A 17493-nucleotide genomic window follows, 5' to 3' on the forward strand; every position below is an offset into this window, starting at 1 on the left:
AGTTCCGAATTTGTTACATCCTATTCTACTCACTGCCACATCATTGGGTTTATCTCAAAAGAGCGATTACCCCGTAGGTGAACTGCTTTCTATTGCAATGAATTGAGCATACTGTAACATCTCATATCTGTAGATTTACGGAAGCAACCTTTTTCTTAATTCATAATCCGTTTTAATCATGTTTGGTAATGTCAAAACAGCATCGGAGACACGATAGTAAGCGAATCTCACGGGCATGTCTTTGCATAATTCCAACGAAAGATCCCTGTCATCCCAATCTTTTTTTTGCTCTGTTGGTAATCCAAAAAGTTAGGGAACTCTGGGTATATAGAGCAACTATTTTAACCTGATTAGAGAATTGCAACTGTGCGTATTGGGAGATGGGTTTGTGATGCTAAGCCCTGAAGGAAGACTATTTTGCCGTGTAGATGATATGCCAAACCTAGAGCGAGAGCAACAACGATTAAGGATATTAAAAGAGCTTGGATTATTGGAGAACGGCAGTGTACCCGTTTTTGAGGAAGCCACTCAAACCGCCGCACACATTCTAAATGCATCCATCTGCATTCTGGGCGTCATCGATCACGATCGCCAGATTTTCAAATCTGCGGTCGGGCTATCTAGAATTGGGCTGATGAACGATCTTGCGTCATCGCGTCAGTTGGCTCGACCAGAAGCCTTTTGCACCCATGTTGTTGAGAGCCGTCAGGTATTAGCAATCGATGACGCGACCTTATATCCTGCTTTTGCTGCCAGTCTTCTCGTTCAACGCTATGGTATCCGAGCCTATCTGGGAGTTCCTTTGGTCACCTCCAGTGGGCACTGCATCGGCACACTTGCCATTCTCGATTTAGCTCCGCGCCAATTTACAGCCAAGGAGATTGAGCTGTTAGAGTTAGTCGCTCGTTGGAGCATGAGCGAATTTGAGCGCAACCGTTTCCTCCAAAATCCCCCTCCTCAGCCAGAGCAACCTGAGCCTCTGCCCTCTAGTTCTAAGCCTTCCACGTCCCCCAATCTGTCAGGGCTAGCGTTGGTCAAGCTCGATCTCATCACTCAAATGACCCAAGAGCTACGCACACCCCTAACCTCGATTCTGGGTATGGCAAGCGTGTTGAACCGGGAAATCTACGGTCCATTGACCGACAAGCAAAAAGAATACATGGACATCATTCACAACAGTGGTCAGTACTTATTGACCTTAGTGAATGAGGTTTTGGAGGTGGGCGCATTAGCCACGGATCAACAGCCCCTGAATCTCACTGCCGTTGATATTGAGATGCTCTGCCAGCAGGCATTTAGCACATTAGGGCAATCCGCTCAGCGACGCGAACAACAGATTCGCTTGACCGTCGAGCCTGGGCAACGGGTCTGGTTGCTCGACAAGGATAAAGTGCGCCAGATGCTCTATCACCTCGTATTTAATGTGATTCAGGCTTCCAGCGCAGATAGCATTATTCGTATCCATGTAGCTCATAAGCGCGACCAGTTGCATATTGCCGTTTGGACATCGCACCCCTGGTTGGGTGACGGCTTGCCTCAGGCAGAACTACGCTCTAATCAACTTCTCCACTCATCTCTTCGAGAGTGGAGTGGCATAAGTAGCGATCGCCAATTTGTAAGCGCAGTCGAACTTGATCGAATAGATGAGGTTAATCTTCACCATTCATCTTCAGAACACCTGGAAGACGCAGAGCCAAAACCTGATATCTCTCGGCAAAGCCTGGGGCTTATGTTTAGCCGATGTCTGGCACAAACCCATGGCGGTGATATCACGATCCAGGGGTCCGCAGAAACAGGCTATCGCTATGTGATTCAATTACCTCGACTGACAGGCACCCCAAACAAAGAAGAAGCCTCATAGCTGCTATTTGCCACTCCAGTGAATGAATCGTTTCTCGACTAGCAGAAAGAACACATTCAAAAAGTAGCCCAGGATGCCTGTGATCAAAATTGAGGCATACATGTCTTGAACATTGAGAATTTGTTGAGCATCAATGATGCGCTTCCCTAACCCCTGCTCAGTGCCAATAAACATCTCTGCCACAATCACGATCACAAGAGCAATACTGATACCACTGCGAAGCCCGATGAAAGTTTGGGGCAAGCTTTCAAATAACAGCACATCTCTAAAGATTTGCAGGCGATTGGCACCCATAACCTTTGCGGCTAGGATGCGCGATCGCTTGGCATTCATCACACCATAGGCACTGTTGAACAAAATCAGCAACAGCGCACTAAACGCAGCAATGATGACCTTTGAGATGTCGCTGACTCCAAAAAACAGAATAAACATCGGGATCAGAGCACTGGCAGGTGTAGAGCGAAAAAAATCAATGAGAAACTCGACACTGCGGTAGACCCTCTCGGAACTACCTAACGCAACCCCTAGGGGAACTCCAACGACCGCTGCCATGAGAAACGCCTGAAACGTTCTCAACACAGTAGCGGCGAAATCCGTCATCATGGTTCCGCCAAAGATCTCGCTAAAGAGCCGCGCAAGAGTAGCGATCGGCGTTGGCAGCAATACCGGGTTGACCCACCCGGAGATGGAAATAAACCACCAGACAACAAACAACAACAGCACGCCTAACAGAGGCAAGAGCTTATCAACGATCGCCTGTAGAGGCAATGCCCGAAGAGTAGGGCTAGATGGGCGAACGACAGTCATTTGCGCATCTCCTGACGAAAGATGTCTAGACAATGGCGGCTTACTTCGACAAATTCTGGAGATGACAGGGTATCGGGAGTGCGGGGACGGGGGGCTTTAAAAGAAACTCGTTCTACCAGACGGGTTGGACGCTTGCTCAGCAACAGAACTGTGTCAGCCAGATAGACCGCTTCTTCGAGATTGTGAACCACCATTAACATCGGCAGAGCAGCCGTCATGAAAATCTCTTGCAGCTTGTCACGGACAAACAGGGTTGTCTCAAAATCTAACGCTGAGAATGGTTCATCCAGGAACAAAACTTCCGGGTCAGCAACCAGAGCACGCAGAATTGAGATCAGTTGTTGCTGTCCACCGGAAAAGCTATAGGGATAACGCCGCAAATCAAGGCGGATGTCAAACGTAGCGATGAGTTTTTCAACGCGATCGCGACATTCTCGCTCCGAGATCCCTTTTGCTTTGAGGGGGTAGGCAATATTATCAAAGGCACTCAGCCAGGGAAAGAGGGAATCTCGATAGTTTTGAAAGACATAACCAATGCGAGCACGCCGGATTGGCTTGTCGTTGATCCAGATTTGCCCTGAATCGAATGGCAACAAGCCACTGATCATGTTGATCAACGTGGACTTACCACATCCATTGGGGCCAAAAATCGAGATGAACTCATTGTTGGGTAAGTCAAGACTGAAATTGTCGTAAAGCGGTTGTCCAGCAAAGGATTTGCTTAATCCTTCGATGCGGATACAAGTTGTCGGTGGGGCGATTTTGGTTTCAGCATCAACCTTGACCATGACGGGTTACTCGCGTGAGGTTAAGCAGGTTTATAGAGCAGTGGTTCCACTTCGACTGTGCGGGAAAATACACCTTTGTCTGTCATGAAATCAAAGAACTTTTGAAAATAGCCGACATCCTCTGGTGTGAACTCGTCATACATGGTGTAAGCAGCGAGAGGCACCTTTTGCACCAGATCACCCTCGATCGCCGTGTAGCCGACTAAATATTGCCGCGCCTCATCGGGATCATTGCGGATGTCTTCGATCGCTTTGCGATAGGCTTCGGCGTAGACCTTAGCCGTCTCAGGATAGGCATTGATGAATTGGGTGCTCAAAGTCGCTGAACCACCAAACCAGGGTGCTTTGGGGTCATCTAAGATGTACTTGGCGACAACTCCGTTTTCGAGAATGCGGGTGATTCCCTTCATGCTGCCGACGGTGCCTGTAGGCTCTAGCGTGTAAGCAGCATCAATTTGACCTGCTTCGATCGCCGCAACGTGCTGTTTGATTTCAAGCTGCATCACTTGAACCCCAGTGATACCGTTTTTCTCTAAGACTGCTTCGGCGATCGCCTTGTTTTGTGCGCCTGGACCTGAAGCTACTTTCTTACCCTGTAGGTCGGCGATCGATTGGATTGGGCTGTCTTTAGCCACAATGAACTGTTCTAAGACATAGTCCACATTGCTGGGATTGGAGGCAAAGATTTTGAACAAGCCAGGTGAGGCAATTTCAGCCAATGCCAAAGCTCCTGATGCCGTCCCGTTACCCGACCCTTGTAATCGTCCTGCAATAATCCCCTCTGCAACTTGTTGTGCAGAAGCAAACTTTACCGCTTCTACGTCTAAACCTGCCTCTTTGAAGTAGCCTTTCTCAACCCCCAAGTACAGCGGCAAGCCAGAGGCAATAGGCCAGAATCCAATTGAGATCTTTCCGGGATTTTCGGAACTAGAACCGGAAGCAGCGGTTGATTCGGTTTGAGGAGCCTGAGTTGAAGAGGGTTGCACACAGGCATGAGCCGCTGTAGCTAAGACTGCACCAGCACCTACTTGTAATAATGTCCGTCTACGAATTCCCATAATGAATCTCCCTCATGGTTGCCCATCACGGTACAGGTAGGACGTGAATATTCAGAGAAAAAATCGGGAAGAAATCGAGAAGTTTAGCCAGGAACAGGTTGAAGGGGATCTGGAAACTATCAACGCTTAGATGCTACAGACATCTTATTCATGAAGAAGTCTGAGATGTAGTCAATGGTCAATCGTCATGGGTCAATGGTCAATCGTCATGGGTCAATGGTCAATCGTCATGGGTCAATGGTCAATGGTCAATGGTCAATCGTCATGGGTCATGGTCAATCGTCATGGGTCAATCGTCAATCGTCATGGGTCAATCGTCAATCGTCATGGGTCAATGGTCAATCGTCATGGGTCAATCGTCATGGGTCGATGGTCAATCGTCATGGGTCAATGGTCAATCGTTGCTGGTCATACATAAATGACGAATAACGAATGAAAGAGTAGGTTTCACGATCGATTTCGGACTGTTACATCAGGAACAGGAGCATAACTCTCTTAATTGTTTTTCGACCCAAGTAGAGTTAAACACTTCTCGATAGATTGAGTTCTTGACTCGTAGCATTCCTTTTTGACTTTCAACCAGACCTGACAACAATAGCTCTGTTGATTCAAGGGTGTGATCCATTGGAACATTTGAAGAGCGCAGGATCTGGCGATATAGCTCTAATAGCCGCTGTGCCTGGCGTTTATTGCGTAGTAAGTAATTTTGGATAGTCCGCAAATGTTCGGGTTGATCTTGCATTTCCCAATTCTGAATAATGTGCGATCGCACCAACTGCTCTACCCAGAGCAACTCAGTACCCGGTGGGAAAAAGGATCGATTCACTGAAATTTGGCTCTCTTGCACCACCAATTGACAGATTTTTTGTGTGAGAAAAGGCTGTCCTCCAGTCCACGCCAGGATAGAGCGCAAGACAGCCTGGGGGTGATGAACCCACTCTAACAATCCTGCGATGAGTGGTTGGGCTTCGTGCTCCTGAAACCCTCGCAACTCCAGTAATCGTGGAGTATTGAAAGAGACATCCGTATCGTTGGTATCTATTTGAGCCATTGAACGCCGACTCACTAAACTCTGAGCAACCAAACTTGGATCAACTGAACTTTGGCTCACTGAGTTTTGACCAACCCAATTCTGGTTCGGCGAATCATAACCCACCAGATGATGCAGGTGAGCGACTCCAAACAACGCCCAGGTTAATCGACTATAGGCAGAGCAGTAAACCCGTTTTTTATAGCATTCATAAATGAGTGTCAGAAAACCGTGAACTGTAAATGGCAAATCAAAAACACTATCAATCTCATCTACAAAGATACAAATCGATGCTTGTGGAAACTGAACTATCAGAATTTCTTCAAGCAATAAACTCAATCGTTGTAGTTCTGAAAAACGATTGTGGTTATTCCACCATTGGTTGAAGTTAATTGCTGTTAATAGTCCAAAATCATGTAGGAGTTCAAATGCAATACTCTTATACCACTGCGATCGCGTGATGTGCTGGCTCCCAATTCGAGCCATGTCTAACGAGGCACACACCACCCCCATTTGCTGTAGCTGGTGGCGCATTCTAACCCGTAAACTTGACTTGCCCATTTGGCGGGAGTTCAAAACGCAACACAGTTCTCCTGCCCGTAATGCCTGATAGAGATCGGTATCAGCTTGTCTGACAACATAACTGAGAGCATTCACTCTAAGGCTGCCACCAACTTGATATGCATAACTATTCATTCTGGATCTCGGCTAATTGTAAATTAGCAAGCTGTGACCTGAAGTATTGTTGATACAGGTCACAACTGGGTCTGACTTCGTTGCCAGTGAGACGAATTAACCCCATACCTTCAAGCCTGTGGGCGATCGCTGCGTCCAGTTGCACTGCACGAGAGGCAGTAATGACATGGTGAAACGCCTCTAACAGTTCTGGTTGTTGACGTAGTGAATTCCAATGTCGATGCAAATGACCACTATAAATTCCGGCTTGAGTGGGGGCTTGTTGCAATAGGTTTGTTAACGAAAGACCTTCAACTTTGAGGTGATAAAACGCTAATTGTAATAGATAGGGATGTCCTCCAATTAAAGCTAGCAGGGGTTCTAAATCGGATAGGGTAATGTCAAGTTGCTCTAATTCGTATCGTTGCATCAATTCATAGATTTGCGATCGATTAAAGCCCAGCAGTTGAATAGGCAAACCAACATTAAATGGGGATTGGCTCGGTTTTATAGGCATAGATGCCTCTGTTGAATGAGCAATGACCAATCGCAGTTTTTGCCATGTAAGTTGTTCTGCGGCTGTCTCATACCAGGTTCTCAATAAGGACAAGAAGTCTTGCGTGAGATCGGGGTATTCAAAGACGCGATCGACATCATCTATGGCTAATACCAGAGGATTGTTCAGTTCCTTCAACAGATAGTCTTGAAAGTAGACTGTACAACTGACCTTGCTCCCAACTTCTTCATCCCAAAAATCGTCTATTTTGGGTTCCAAATACAACTGACGGCTGATATTAATACAAAACCAACGTAAGAATTTGTTGAGCTGACGGAACAACTGGCTGTCTGCAATTTGTAGGTTAAGCATCGCCGTTTGTATCCCTTTACGTTTTGCCTGGGCGAGAATGCGATAAATGAGGGATGTTTTTCCGGTTTGGCGTGCTGCTTTAATGCGAATTAAGCTACCCGGTTGACTGATTTCAATGTTAGTCCGATCTTCGATGAGAGGATGACGGATATAAATACTGGAATGAAGTGGGACAGCACCACCCGGATATTCAATGCGATTAGAACTTTGAATTGCAGGTTGAAAAGGGATTCCTCCAAGTTGATTGCGCCCTAGAATGAGCTTAATATTTTTCTTAGTAACCTTCTCTTCTAAAGCTTCTGAAAGCAAGCTCCACAATTGGGAGCCAACTTCTTTAACATAATCCAGGTCATACCCTGCCTCAAGAGCAATTTCTCGATATAGCTTGCCAACCCAAGATTCCAGAAAAATAATCTCCTGAATGGAGTTCAAGGACTTCGGTTCCAGGAGTTGCTTAACAATATTTAATGCTTCTTGTGCCGTCATTTGTCAGACTTGGATTTTAGGCAAAATTGGATCAAACAATGATTTTGCCCCAACTATCGCACTAAGCTGAACTACAGATTGACTTTTCCTAACTAATTCCTACTTTATTCACACTTTTAAGCTAACGCTTAATAAGGTTTACCCACTTTTCTTCACAAAACAAACCTATTTACGTACTTTAAAATTTTGATGGTAGCAAATTACACTTGTTTAATTTAGGGTTTTAGGCTAAACCACCTTTAGCAAGGGCGTTGAATTGCCCTGCACACTTACTCTCTTTACCCACCCTATCCCTCTAGATAGATGCGGTATTAGGGTCAGCTGGATATGTTTTATTTGGGGTATCGTTTCAACTTTATAGATAGCATTGTGCAGACTTTAGAAGTGTTTCGCTGTATGGTGCAGGTCATGAAGTCGGGTTTAGTAGATTTAAGTTCAGTCTTTAAACCTTATTTGTATTGATCGTCTCCACGATTTGTCATAAGCGAGACTAGGTTAAGCGGGAACTCCTTCGATTAGAGAGAAAGAAGGAGTAACGTTTCAAAATCTTGCTTTGTTAAACAATGCTGTCCAAGTTATCAGGCAAATTAAGGGCGATCGCCCCTGCAACCCATCAGCTATTTCTATTTAAATAATTGCCTCGATTTAACTTATCAACCTTGCATATGAAGACTATTTTGGTGATTGAAGATGACAGATTTAATCGAGAGAATTTGTTAGCCATATTAGAGTTTTCAGGATTTCATGCGATCGGCGCAGAGCACGGTCTGATTGGTCTGCAACAGGCTCAAACGTTATTACCAGATCTGATCATTTGCGATGTTGTGATGCCTAAGTTAGATGGTTTTGGTGTTTTACAGGCACTTCGGTGCAACCCCAAAACCGCATCAATTCCAATTGTGTTTCTCTCTGCTAAGGCGGACAACGCTGATATCAGAAAAGCGATCGATTTAGGGGTGGATGAATATTTAGTAAAACCCTTTACGATCACTACCCTGGTTCAAACGATTTTTCCCTATTTGGACGGTTATCAAGTGTCTTCTCATGCCTTGACTAACCAAACTTAAAGCTACCTTCAACTGCCACTGTGCAGGGTTCCACCCCCACACCCCGTCTTAACCAACCCTCTGGTTGCTATATCAGTTAACCGAGGGCAAGGTTGTAAAGATTTGGGAGATAACTTGTTTGGCTTTGTTATCTAAAGAAACCCAATCCACTTCGCCTGTGTCTGCTTCAATTAAGTTTGTATCGATATCAACGGTGGGATTGTCGGACAAATTGACAACAGGGTTATAGTTGCGGAAACAGATTTGATAGCAAAGTTGCCACAGGTCAACTGTCACCTCGCGATCGCCCTTTTGTAAGCAGAGATAGTAACCCGGATGAGGCTGGGGCAGTTGGGCTAGCGTTGCTTGAATCTCGGTTCGGCGTTCTGGAGAGGCAGTTTGCAACTCATTTTGCAGCGTAGTCACCGTTGCTTTGATGTCGTCAGGGGTATTCTCTGCCCAAATTGGCACTTCCTGATAGGTGCCACGCCAGGATGACTGGTCTAGCTCCTTGCGGAGGTTGTCAACGACCCGAATAAAAACGGGTTGCATGAGTTGTTCTGCCTGTTGCCACGCGATCGTGCTTGCAAACTTCGGCATCATGGGCGATCGCCTCCTTTATGCGTGTCGATTGACTTCCTGTTGCAGCCATGGGTCAACAGGTTGCCCATCTCGACGGCGCAACTCGATTTCGACCACCATCACCAAGCCTGAACCGGGCGGAGCAGGGTGCTGATGAAACAGAATCTCATAGGCATTTGGGTCTTCTTTGCGTTCTCTCAGCCAATCTTGAACCTTGGTCGTCGCAAAGAAAGACTGCCCCTGCTCAAACATGCGGGTGATTTGCATTTGCAGGGTATAGGGGTTAAACCGGGGCATGGTGTTAAACGGAGATCGATTTGAGTTAAGGATTGCCCTGCTGGAGCCGCATGATCTCGCGTTGAATCACCGGAGCCAAACTGGGGTTAGACTGCATTGTGACTGTAATTGTATTAAATCGGTTGATGGTCAGGTTGTTTCTCTCAACAATTTGAGTGGCTCGGTTGCAATAGTTTACAGCGATTTGGCGGATGTTTTGGCTGAGGTTGTTCAGGCTATTGGGGCGATGGCAGGCGATCGGTGGCACTTGCCCAGAGCCTAAAATCCGCTTGATCTCATCATAAGCGGCTTGGCGGATTGGCTCAATTGCCAAGACCGAGCGAGCATAACTCTGGATCTCTTCATTGCTGATGTTAGCGACCGACTGACCATAAGCCGCACGATCCAACGTTACAGCAGCAGAACCATCTTGTGAAAGGTGCAACGTAGGCACCCATCCTGCCAGTAGACCCACGATGGAAGCCATACCTGTTAGAAGCGATCGCACCAACAATCGTTTGAAAACGCGATGGGATGAGCGCAGAGAGTTGATCATATTAGGATGTTAAATCGGTAACAGCTCTAGACTGGAGACACTAAAGACGCATTTGAGGGCTTTATATCGTTTTGAACTATTTTAGGCAAGGGAAGTTCCAGTCCCCTCCATCAATTTAAAGAGAAGGGTGGAAAGTATTTTTACTCACTATTATGAAGCGAAGTCGTCTTAAAAGTGAGTAGTGGGGATCAGGGAATTAAATCGTCAGAAGGGTGAGGATAAAAGTAAGGAAAAAGCAGAAAAGTAAGGTTACATCTTACACCTTTCCCACTGATGGCAAGTAGTAACTATCTCCGCATTGTTTGACATAGCTCAATCACTTTTGTTTGAAATAGCTCTAATTCATTGGCTCCTTGCTTCAATCCGGACTCTAGTTCCAGCAAGATGGGTAGAGTTTGAGACAGAGCCTCCAGGGACAGCGATTTCACATCTTTTTGCAAGAAGTAGATTTGTTTGGGATTGTTGATTTCTGCTGCTCGTGCGATTTCTCGCTCATCTCGCTCACCTGACTCGGTCATGAGTTTGATCCACAGCCAGGTACGAAAGCGACCAATCAGCGTCTTGACGATCATCAGTGGAACTTCGTTGCGACGAAACAGATCGGAGATCAGCGTCAGAGCCCTGGCGGTATTGCCCTGTCGAATGGCATCTGCCAGTTGCAAGCTGTTTTGAGTCGAAGCTGTGACTAGAGTAGCGATCGCCTCCTCGCTCAAGGGTTGCGACCCAGAACCCCCATAAAGCCGTAATTTCTCCAGTTCACTAAATAGCTGTCGGGTGTCATTGCCCACGGCCTCCGCCAACATCTGCGTTGCGGTTGGGGTCAGCTTAACCCCCACCTCCTGAGCCGCTTGTTTGACTTGAGTCACCAGTTGATCCGTTTTCCAGGGAGAAATCGCCGCAAACTCTCGAATTTCAGCGTGTTTCTGGAGCAGCTTAGTGGATTTAATGCGTCCATCCGGCTTATTTGTTGCGGTCAATAGCAACACTGTCGTTTCTGGAATCAGAGGCAAGGTGCGCTCTAACTCTGATAACAAATCCTCAGAACATCGGACACAAACCGTTGTATCGACTAGCCAGACCAATCGACTGCCACTGCCGAAGGGTGGGGTCATCGCCTGGTTGAGGGCTTGAACGACGGCATTCGGCTGTTCTGGGGAGATTTTGTCGTAGTTGAAACTTGCCCAGTCGGCATCGAGGGTGCGATCGCGCAGAGCAGTCACCGCACGGTTGAGGGCAAAGTCGTCGTCACCCCAGTATAAGTAGATGGGCATGGAAGTAGGGAGTGGGGAATGGGGAGTAGGGAGTAGGAAGTGAGAGTAGGAGGGTGAAGGGGTGGAGGAAGGCGATTAGCGTGACTGAACGAAAAGGTTGGGAAAAGAGGGGTTTCGATGGATTTCACCAGTTTGCCCAATAGAAAAGAAGCAATTCTTGAGGTTATGATAATAGTGGATCTTAGGATGCGTTAATTACTTAGCTTACAAGAAGATTTAGAATGGCTGTTAAATTCCGTGAAAAAGCATTAATGGCTTATGAAACGATGCCAATTAATCAAAAAGACAAGGTATCTCAAATCATAAAGCTATTGAATATTAACAATCAACAGAGCCTAAAACCACATAAATTGCATAAGCTAAATGGTGAAGGTTTAGAAACATGGGTGGTCAGAGTAGATCCAACTATACGTTTATTGTTTACTGAGATAGACAAGGATTTTTTAATTATCGATATTATCGACCGTGCAAAGAGAGATTATCAGTGATAAATCTGATTTCTTATAACTTTAATATCAAGGAATGTGAGACGCAGCTTCAGGAATTTGAGAGCTTTTTGAAGGAGAACCCAGCAATTAAAGAAAGTGGTGAAAACGGTTTACAAAAGTTCTTCGCGGCCCGCCCAAACTTAATTTTGCTGTTAGGGTCCTGGCATTTCGGACTAGAGCCAGCTTACTATAAGCCTGAGTTAAACTTATTTGGTAATGAGTTCAGATCTGACTTTGTAGTCGCTGACAAGCAAAAGAAAAAGTTTGTTTTTGTTGAATTTGAAGATGCTGATAGAGATAGTATTTTTAAGCGAAAGGGAAGAAGTTCTGACATAGCCAATAGTAGTTATGAGTGGTCTCCTAGATACGAGCATGGGGTGAGCCAAATTGTTGATTGGTATTACAGGTTAGATGATTTAGAGAGAACGAACAGGTTTGAGGAGTATTTTGGTCGTCGTCAGATTAGCTACACTGGCTTGTTGGTTATTGGAAGAGATCATTTCGTTCATGAATCTGGATTGATGCAGAGATTTCGATGGCGATCAAGTAAGACGGTTATTAACAGTAAACTACTTCATTGCATGACCTTTGATCAATTACTTGAAGAGTCCTTAGAAAAGATCGCTACGTTAAAGAATAGTGACCAGTTGGATTAACATTACCCTACCGTTGCTTTCCTAAACGGTTTAATAGAAATCAAAAAGACGTCACAACACCTTATAGCGGTTTTCGATGTATTGTTTCAACTCGCGCTGTCCAAAACCTCAAAACCCTGAGAAGTCGCGGTTTTGTCAAAGCTGCGGGGCGAGGTTGTTGTTGGGCGATCGCTATCGGGGCTTTAGTGCGTTGGGGGGTGGCAATTCCAGTCGCACGTTTTTGGCATTGGATACGAAGCAGTTGCTCGATCCACGACGAATTGTAAAGGCGTTTACTCAGGCGGATGATGAGGTCGCAGCAGAAAAGTTGCGGCGAGAGGTCGCGCAGTTAGCCGTAATCAGCGAACATCCACAGTTACCGGATTTGTTGGCTTACTTTGAGCGCGATCGCCAACAATTTGTGGTGCAGGAATTTGTGGAGGGTCGCCACCTGTTGCACCAGTTAGCAGAGGAGGGCTGTTGGGATGAAGCCCAAATCTTACAACTCCTGCGAGAAGTCTTACCTGTTCTGCAATTTCTCCATGACCACCAGATCATTCATCGGGATGTAAAACCTGCGAACTTGATCCGACGAGGCAATGGAAAGCTGGTATTAGTCGATTATGGGGCAGCTAAAGTCACCTCTCAATCGACGCTGGGTAAAACGGGAACGGTGATGGGCAGTGCTGAATATGCAGCCCCAGAGCAACTGATTGGTAAGGCGGTGTTTGCCAGTGATTTGTATGGGTTGGGTGTCACCTGCATTCACCTATTGACGGGGCTGAATCCCTTTGATTTATATAACAGTGCTGTGGGAGCCTGGTTTTGGCGTAGTGCAGCGGGAGAGGTGAGCGATCGCCTTACTAAAGTGATCGACAAACTGTTGCAGAGTTCTTTGAGCCAACGTTACGGTTCGGCGGCTCAGGTATTAAAGGATCTGGATATGGTGAGTGCGTTGGTCAGCCCATCGGTCAGTCCTGCTGAGGCAATGGCACAATTTCAATCTGCCCCAAATCAACAGTGGGATGCGTACACCTTCACCCCTCCGATCGCCCCTCCTCAAGCTGGCATGAATGCTCTGGTGTTTGACCCGATTCACCAAGTTCTGATTAGCGGTGATAACAAGGGCACCGTGAACCTGTGGAATATTACCAATCAGGAGCACTTGCAGACTTTAATTGAAAATCAGCAAGCACTACAAAGCCATTCCTCCCCTGGAGCGATCGCCACGCTTGCCCTTAGCCCCGATGGAGAGGTAGTTGCGGCTGGAGGTTGGGATGACGCCGTTCGAGTGTGGAATCGTCAAACGGGTCAGTTATTGCATACGCTTTCGGGGCACCGTGCCGATGTTACTTGCATCGTGATGCATCCCAACGGACAGCATGTGATTAGCGGCAGTCGAGACAAGACGATACAACTATGGGACTGGCAGACAGGGGAATCCCTGCTCTGCTTTAAGGGGCACAAGGCAGCAGTTGAAGCGATCGCCCTCAGTGTCAACGGTCAACGACTCGCCAGTGGGGATGCTCAGGGAGCCGTCAAGATCTGGCATCTGGGCACTCAGGAGTTACTGCGAACCTTACCGAGTCATGCCGCCGCGATTGGGGCGATCGCCCTCCATCCTGACAACGAAACCGTCATTAGCAGCGGGTGGGATATGGCAGTGCAGGTTCGTAACCTCCGCACGGGAGGGGTAAAACACCTCCTCAAGGGACATCTCCTTCCAGTCACGTCACTCAGCATCAGTCCAGACGGCAAAACTTTGGCAACGGGAAGCCATGACAGCACAATTAAATTGTGGGATTTGAGCCAGGGCAAGCTAATCAGCACCCTCACTGGACATACTGCTGCGGTAGAAGCGATCGCCTTCTTGTCCGATGAGGTTATCGCTAGTGGTAGTCAAGATGGCACGATTAGAGTTTGGAGAAAAGTTGAGGTTTGGTCAGCAGTCAATGGTCAATAGTCAATGGTCAATGGTCAATGGTCAATGGTCAATGGTCAATGGTCAATGGTCAATGGTCAATGGTCAGGGTAAAGGGTAAAGGGTAAAGGGTAAAGGGTAAAGGGTAAAGGGTAATGCTCTAAAGGTGATGAACAATGGACAATGGACGAATGACTATTGACGCTCAATTCAGCACTCATGATTAGGTACGCGATCGCCCTGCACACCACTAGCCCAGAACTCGGCTTGGCACTGAGTAACTTTGAGCATGAATTCCGTAGCCAAACCTGGGATTTAGGACGGGCACTCTCGACCCACCTGCACTACCACCTCAACGAGTTCCTTCATCCGCAACAGTGGTCAGATCTGTCGTTTATAGCTGTTGCCAGGGGACCAGGAAGTTTCACCGGAACGCGCATCGGAGTCGTTGCAGCGCGAACGTTGGCACAGCAACTTGACATTCCCCTGTTTGCCATTTCTACGTTGGAGGCGTTTGCCTGGTCAAAACAGCGGCAGGTAGCCTCAGAACCGATTGATATTGCGGTGGAAATGCCCGCTCAACGGGGAGAAATCTTTGCGGCGATCTACTCAATTCAGCCAACGCAACCCAAGGAATCTGAAAAACTAGCGGTTCTGCCAAATGTTACAGTTCTCTTCCCGGATACCACTCTCACGCCCGATCGCTGGCAAGCGGTGTTGAAGGAGTGGAATCGCCCCTATCAACTCATCACGACGGAGGCAAATCTGGGATCATCGGCTACCAGTCTGCTAGAACTGGCATACGCCCAATGGCAACAGGAAAAACGCCCCCACTGGGCAGATGCCTTACCATTTTATGGGCAGTCATCGGTAACATGATTTCTCGTAGGATGGGTTAGCAAAGCATAACCCGTGCTGCTTAAGGGCTTGATGCGTTACAGCTAAGCCGAACACATTCTACTGATCCGCATCAGATGAATCGGCAGGGGAATCAATTAAACCGGGTGGAGGGGTGATCTCGATGCGACGATGCTCCAAGTCCACCACGGGGACGATCGCCTTCACAAAGGGAACTAGCACCGTTGAAGATTTGCCCTGGGGTTGGTCGAGTTTGACCTCCAGCAGATCGTTTCCAGCGGGAATCACATCGGTTACTGTGCCGACCAACGTTCCGGTTGCCTGATCAAACACTTGCAGATCAATCAGATCGAGGACGTGAAACTCGTCTTCTTCCAACATGGGGCGATCGCTCTCTGGCACTAACAAGGCGCAATCTCGCAATGCCTCAGCCTGATTGCGATCGTCGATGCCTGCCAATTTGACGACAAACAACCCTTTCCCGGTTAGATAACGACCGGAGACAAGTTCCACGGGTTCTGGGGTGGCGGTGGGCGATCGCAACAACCATCGCTTTCCCGGTTGCTCAAATCGCTCCGGAAAGTCGGAATCGGGATACACTCGCAATTCACCCTTCAAACCCTGAACGGACACGATTCTGCCGATCTCGATCCACCCTGAAGGTGTAGAGGGAGGTTGGGTTTGAAGAGTTTTGTCCTTGTTACTCATATCAACCTTGACACTTAAACCGTTACGGGTAGTCGCCCATACACCTGTTGTACCACCTGCGCTAGTCGCTGTGCGGCAGTTTCGAGTTCTGCGTCAGTGGCGGTGAGGCTTATGCGGAAGCATTCCTGGGTGTGTCGCCAGGATTCTTGCAAGCCTGGGAAGAAGGCACTACCGGGAACGAGGATCACGCCCACTTGTTTGAGTTCTTGATAAAACTCCCAATCGGTCATGGGTAAGTCTTTGAGCCACAGCCAACCAAAGATCGACCCTTCTCCTCGATGCAGAAACCAGGGAATGTCACTGGGCATCGCCTGATCCAGAGCCGCTTCGATCACCTGGAATTTGGCTTGATAGTGAGGACGAATGACTCGTTCTGAAATTTCGGTGAGTGCACCAGAGCGAATGGCACGGGCAGCAATCGCCTGTCCATAGCGGGAGGAATGCAGGCACATATTCGTCAGAAAGGCTTCCAGGTATTGAATCACCTGCTCATCGCCTAACGTGATCCCAACTCGTTCTCCGGGAAGCCCTGCCTTGGAGAGGCTCGTGCAGTGAACGACATTTTTGCCAAAAACAGGAGTCATCTCGGTAAAGCTGAGTGCCGGGAAGGGAGGCGCATAGGCAGAGTCGATAAATACTGGAACATTGTAGGGTTCCGCCAGTGCCGTAATTTTTGCCACCTCGTCGTCAGTTAATACGTTTCCCGTTGGATTGCAGGGACGGGAGAACAGCACAAAACCCGTACTGTCATTGATTTCGAGTTGACTGAAATCGGGACGATACTTGAATCGATGGGCAGCTTCATCTATGTCGAGGGTCGGCTTGTAGGCTTTCAACGCTTCGGGAACCAGGGTGACACCGCCATAGCCTGTGTAATCTGGGCTAAGGGGTAGCACGATTTGCTTGAGCCGACCATCAGTGGTGTAGCCACCCAGCGCATTCGCCGCCAGGAAATAGAGGGATTGACTACCGGGGGTAATGAGAATGTTGCGATCGCTCAAATTCAGCCCATATCGCGTGTTGTATTCCTCCAACACGGCATCAATCAGCGGTTGATAGCCCTGACTGGAGCCATATCGGCAGACCACTTCGCCATACTCAGGACTGGCTAACAAATCCGCTGTGCAATCTCGCCACAACTGCTCTACCTCTGGCAAAATCACCGGATTGCCTGCACTCAAATTGATGAACTCTCGACCATTGGAGCTTCGCAGCGTTTCAATGATGTCTTTCATGATCGCCCGCACCCCAGTCAGGTGAGACATCTGTTCGCCAAATTGAGTCAGAGTGGGGTTCATAGGTAGCCAGATTAGTGATTGTATTGAAGTCCTAAAATAGTCGATTTGGGGCGATCGTTCAATCAATTGCGCTCATGGTGGTTGATTAATTTTGTTCGTTCTAGGTTGAATGCTGGGCTACCGGAGAATGATTTGAGAACCAAGCCTTGGGGAAAAGTTCCCCAATCCCCCTGGCTAAGAGACGAAGCGCGTCCCTCAGACTCCCTCTGCAAGGAGTGTTGGAACAGTAGTAAGGCTCGCTTTGCATCTGTACCAAGTACGGGTGCCCCTGCTCAAATGAC

General features: G+C 47.6%; 18 protein-coding genes. 7 read left to right on the plus strand and 11 right to left on the minus strand.

Annotation, left to right across the window (positions count from 1 at the left end; translation table 11 throughout):
* The first annotated feature begins 433 nt into the window (after window positions 1–433).
* Window positions 434–1861: a GAF domain-containing sensor histidine kinase gene (locus tag H6G89_RS01985; RefSeq protein ID WP_242059775.1), complete on the plus strand. Its 1428-nt coding sequence runs from the start codon at window positions 434–436 to the stop codon at window positions 1859–1861.
* Between the two features lie 3 nt (window positions 1862–1864).
* Here H6G89_RS01985 and H6G89_RS01990 read toward each other — a convergent pair whose 3' ends face one another.
* From H6G89_RS01990 to H6G89_RS02000, 3 genes are read right to left on the minus strand one after another with little or no spacing between them, the layout of a single operon-like run.
* Complete coding sequence (locus H6G89_RS01990) at window positions 1865–2668, minus strand: ABC transporter permease (RefSeq protein WP_190503587.1); 804 nt, start codon at window positions 2666–2668, stop codon at window positions 1865–1867.
* On the minus strand, window positions 2665–3456 hold the full coding sequence (locus H6G89_RS01995; RefSeq protein WP_190503588.1) for an ABC transporter ATP-binding protein: 792 nt from the start codon (window positions 3454–3456) through the stop codon (window positions 2665–2667). The genes H6G89_RS01990 and H6G89_RS01995 overlap by 4 nt, the downstream gene beginning before the upstream one ends.
* A gap of 20 nt (window positions 3457–3476) precedes the next feature.
* Window positions 3477–4514 (minus strand): ABC transporter substrate-binding protein, encoded by a 1038-nt coding sequence (locus H6G89_RS02000; RefSeq protein WP_190503589.1) that lies wholly within the window; start codon window positions 4512–4514, stop codon window positions 3477–3479.
* Window positions 4515–4701: 187 nt separating this feature from the next.
* Between H6G89_RS02000 and H6G89_RS02005 the strand changes: the two genes are divergently transcribed.
* Window positions 4702–4932 (plus strand): hypothetical protein, encoded by a 231-nt coding sequence (locus H6G89_RS02005; RefSeq protein ID WP_190503590.1) that lies wholly within the window; start codon window positions 4702–4704, stop codon window positions 4930–4932.
* Between the two features lie 54 nt (window positions 4933–4986).
* On the opposite strand, the gene H6G89_RS02010 is transcribed toward H6G89_RS02005, so the two are convergent.
* Both H6G89_RS02010 and H6G89_RS02015 read right to left on the minus strand, forming a co-directional pair.
* Window positions 4987–6240: an AAA-like domain-containing protein gene (locus H6G89_RS02010; protein ID WP_190503591.1), complete on the minus strand. Its 1254-nt coding sequence runs from the start codon at window positions 6238–6240 to the stop codon at window positions 4987–4989.
* Window positions 6233–7573: an AAA-like domain-containing protein gene (locus H6G89_RS02015; protein WP_190503592.1), complete on the minus strand. Its 1341-nt coding sequence runs from the start codon at window positions 7571–7573 to the stop codon at window positions 6233–6235. The genes H6G89_RS02010 and H6G89_RS02015 overlap by 8 nt, the downstream gene beginning before the upstream one ends.
* A 665-nt stretch (window positions 7574–8238) precedes the next feature.
* Between H6G89_RS02015 and H6G89_RS02020 the strand changes: the two genes are divergently transcribed.
* Window positions 8239–8640, plus strand: a complete 402-nt coding sequence (locus H6G89_RS02020; protein WP_190503593.1) for a response regulator — start codon at window positions 8239–8241, stop codon at window positions 8638–8640.
* Between the two features lie 72 nt (window positions 8641–8712).
* Here the strand turns inward: H6G89_RS02020 and H6G89_RS02025 are convergent, their stop codons facing one another.
* The 4 genes from H6G89_RS02025 to holA all read right to left on the minus strand — a co-directional run bounded on the left by H6G89_RS02025 (window position 8713) and on the right by holA (window position 11304).
* Window positions 8713–9222, minus strand: a complete 510-nt coding sequence (locus H6G89_RS02025; protein WP_190503594.1) for a hypothetical protein — start codon at window positions 9220–9222, stop codon at window positions 8713–8715.
* Between the two features lie 15 nt (window positions 9223–9237).
* The gene (locus H6G89_RS02030; RefSeq protein WP_190503595.1) at window positions 9238–9498 is read right to left on the minus strand and encodes a hypothetical protein; all 261 of its coding nucleotides are present in this window, start codon (window positions 9496–9498) and stop codon (window positions 9238–9240) included.
* A 25-nt stretch (window positions 9499–9523) separates the two neighbouring features.
* Window positions 9524–10033 (minus strand): DUF4168 domain-containing protein, encoded by a 510-nt coding sequence (locus H6G89_RS02035; protein WP_190503596.1) that lies wholly within the window; start codon window positions 10031–10033, stop codon window positions 9524–9526.
* A gap of 287 nt (window positions 10034–10320) precedes the next feature.
* Window positions 10321–11304, minus strand: coding sequence for a DNA polymerase III subunit delta (gene holA / locus H6G89_RS02040; protein ID WP_190503597.1), 984 nt, complete (start codon window positions 11302–11304; stop codon window positions 10321–10323).
* A gap of 221 nt (window positions 11305–11525) precedes the next feature.
* Between holA and H6G89_RS02045 the strand changes: the two genes are divergently transcribed.
* The 4 genes from H6G89_RS02045 (at window position 11526) to tsaB (ending at window position 15227) form a co-directional block, all read left to right on the plus strand.
* A complete protein-coding gene (locus H6G89_RS02045; protein ID WP_190503598.1) occupies window positions 11526–11792 on the plus strand; it encodes a hypothetical protein in 267 nt (88 codons plus the stop codon).
* The gene (locus H6G89_RS02050; RefSeq protein ID WP_190503599.1) at window positions 11789–12448 is read left to right on the plus strand and encodes a Shedu immune nuclease family protein; all 660 of its coding nucleotides are present in this window, start codon (window positions 11789–11791) and stop codon (window positions 12446–12448) included. Before H6G89_RS02045 ends, H6G89_RS02050 begins: the two co-directional genes overlap by 4 nt.
* A 76-nt stretch (window positions 12449–12524) precedes the next feature.
* Window positions 12525–14390, plus strand: a complete 1866-nt coding sequence (locus H6G89_RS02055; RefSeq protein WP_190503600.1) for a serine/threonine-protein kinase — start codon at window positions 12525–12527, stop codon at window positions 14388–14390.
* A gap of 177 nt (window positions 14391–14567) precedes the next feature.
* A complete protein-coding gene (gene tsaB / locus H6G89_RS02060; protein ID WP_190503601.1) occupies window positions 14568–15227 on the plus strand; it encodes a tRNA (adenosine(37)-N6)-threonylcarbamoyltransferase complex dimerization subunit type 1 TsaB in 660 nt (219 codons plus the stop codon).
* A gap of 78 nt (window positions 15228–15305) precedes the next feature.
* Here the strand turns inward: tsaB and rimM are convergent, their stop codons facing one another.
* Window positions 15306–15914, minus strand: coding sequence for a ribosome maturation factor RimM (gene rimM, locus H6G89_RS02065; RefSeq protein ID WP_190503602.1), 609 nt, complete (start codon window positions 15912–15914; stop codon window positions 15306–15308).
* A gap of 14 nt (window positions 15915–15928) precedes the next feature.
* Entirely contained in the window at window positions 15929–17212 is a 1284-nt protein-coding gene (locus H6G89_RS02070; protein ID WP_190503603.1) for a valine--pyruvate transaminase, read from the minus strand.
* Between the last annotated feature and the right edge of the window lie 281 nt (window positions 17213–17493).

Origin of the sequence: Oscillatoria sp. FACHB-1407 (assembly GCF_014697545.1) — a bacterium.
In the GTDB taxonomy this organism is placed as follows: Bacteria; Cyanobacteriota; Cyanobacteriia; order Elainellales; family Elainellaceae; genus FACHB-1407.

Coding starts and splice junctions, on each gene's coding strand:
- H6G89_RS01985 (WP_242059775.1), top strand. CDS start 434: ATGCCAAACCTAGAGCGAGAGCAACAACGATTAAGGATATTAAAAGAG.
- H6G89_RS01990 (WP_190503587.1), bottom strand. CDS start 2,668: ATGACTGTCGTTCGCCCATCTAGCCCTACTCTTCGGGCATTGCCTCTA.
- H6G89_RS01995 (WP_190503588.1), bottom strand. CDS start 3,456: ATGGTCAAGGTTGATGCTGAAACCAAAATCGCCCCACCGACAACTTGT.
- H6G89_RS02000 (WP_190503589.1), bottom strand. CDS start 4,514: ATGGGAATTCGTAGACGGACATTATTACAAGTAGGTGCTGGTGCAGTC.
- H6G89_RS02005 (WP_190503590.1), top strand. CDS start 4,702: ATGGGTCAATGGTCAATCGTCATGGGTCAATGGTCAATCGTCATGGGT.
- H6G89_RS02010 (WP_190503591.1), bottom strand. CDS start 6,240: ATGAATAGTTATGCATATCAAGTTGGTGGCAGCCTTAGAGTGAATGCT.
- H6G89_RS02015 (WP_190503592.1), bottom strand. CDS start 7,573: ATGACGGCACAAGAAGCATTAAATATTGTTAAGCAACTCCTGGAACCG.
- H6G89_RS02020 (WP_190503593.1), top strand. CDS start 8,239: ATGAAGACTATTTTGGTGATTGAAGATGACAGATTTAATCGAGAGAAT.
- H6G89_RS02025 (WP_190503594.1), bottom strand. CDS start 9,222: ATGATGCCGAAGTTTGCAAGCACGATCGCGTGGCAACAGGCAGAACAA.
- H6G89_RS02030 (WP_190503595.1), bottom strand. CDS start 9,498: ATGCCCCGGTTTAACCCCTATACCCTGCAAATGCAAATCACCCGCATG.
- H6G89_RS02035 (WP_190503596.1), bottom strand. CDS start 10,033: ATGATCAACTCTCTGCGCTCATCCCATCGCGTTTTCAAACGATTGTTG.
- holA (WP_190503597.1), bottom strand. CDS start 11,304: ATGCCCATCTACTTATACTGGGGTGACGACGACTTTGCCCTCAACCGT.
- H6G89_RS02045 (WP_190503598.1), top strand. CDS start 11,526: ATGGCTGTTAAATTCCGTGAAAAAGCATTAATGGCTTATGAAACGATG.
- H6G89_RS02055 (WP_190503600.1), top strand. CDS start 12,525: ATGTATTGTTTCAACTCGCGCTGTCCAAAACCTCAAAACCCTGAGAAG.
- tsaB (WP_190503601.1), top strand. CDS start 14,568: ATGATTAGGTACGCGATCGCCCTGCACACCACTAGCCCAGAACTCGGC.
- rimM (WP_190503602.1), bottom strand. CDS start 15,914: ATGAGTAACAAGGACAAAACTCTTCAAACCCAACCTCCCTCTACACCT.
- H6G89_RS02070 (WP_190503603.1), bottom strand. CDS start 17,212: ATGAACCCCACTCTGACTCAATTTGGCGAACAGATGTCTCACCTGACT.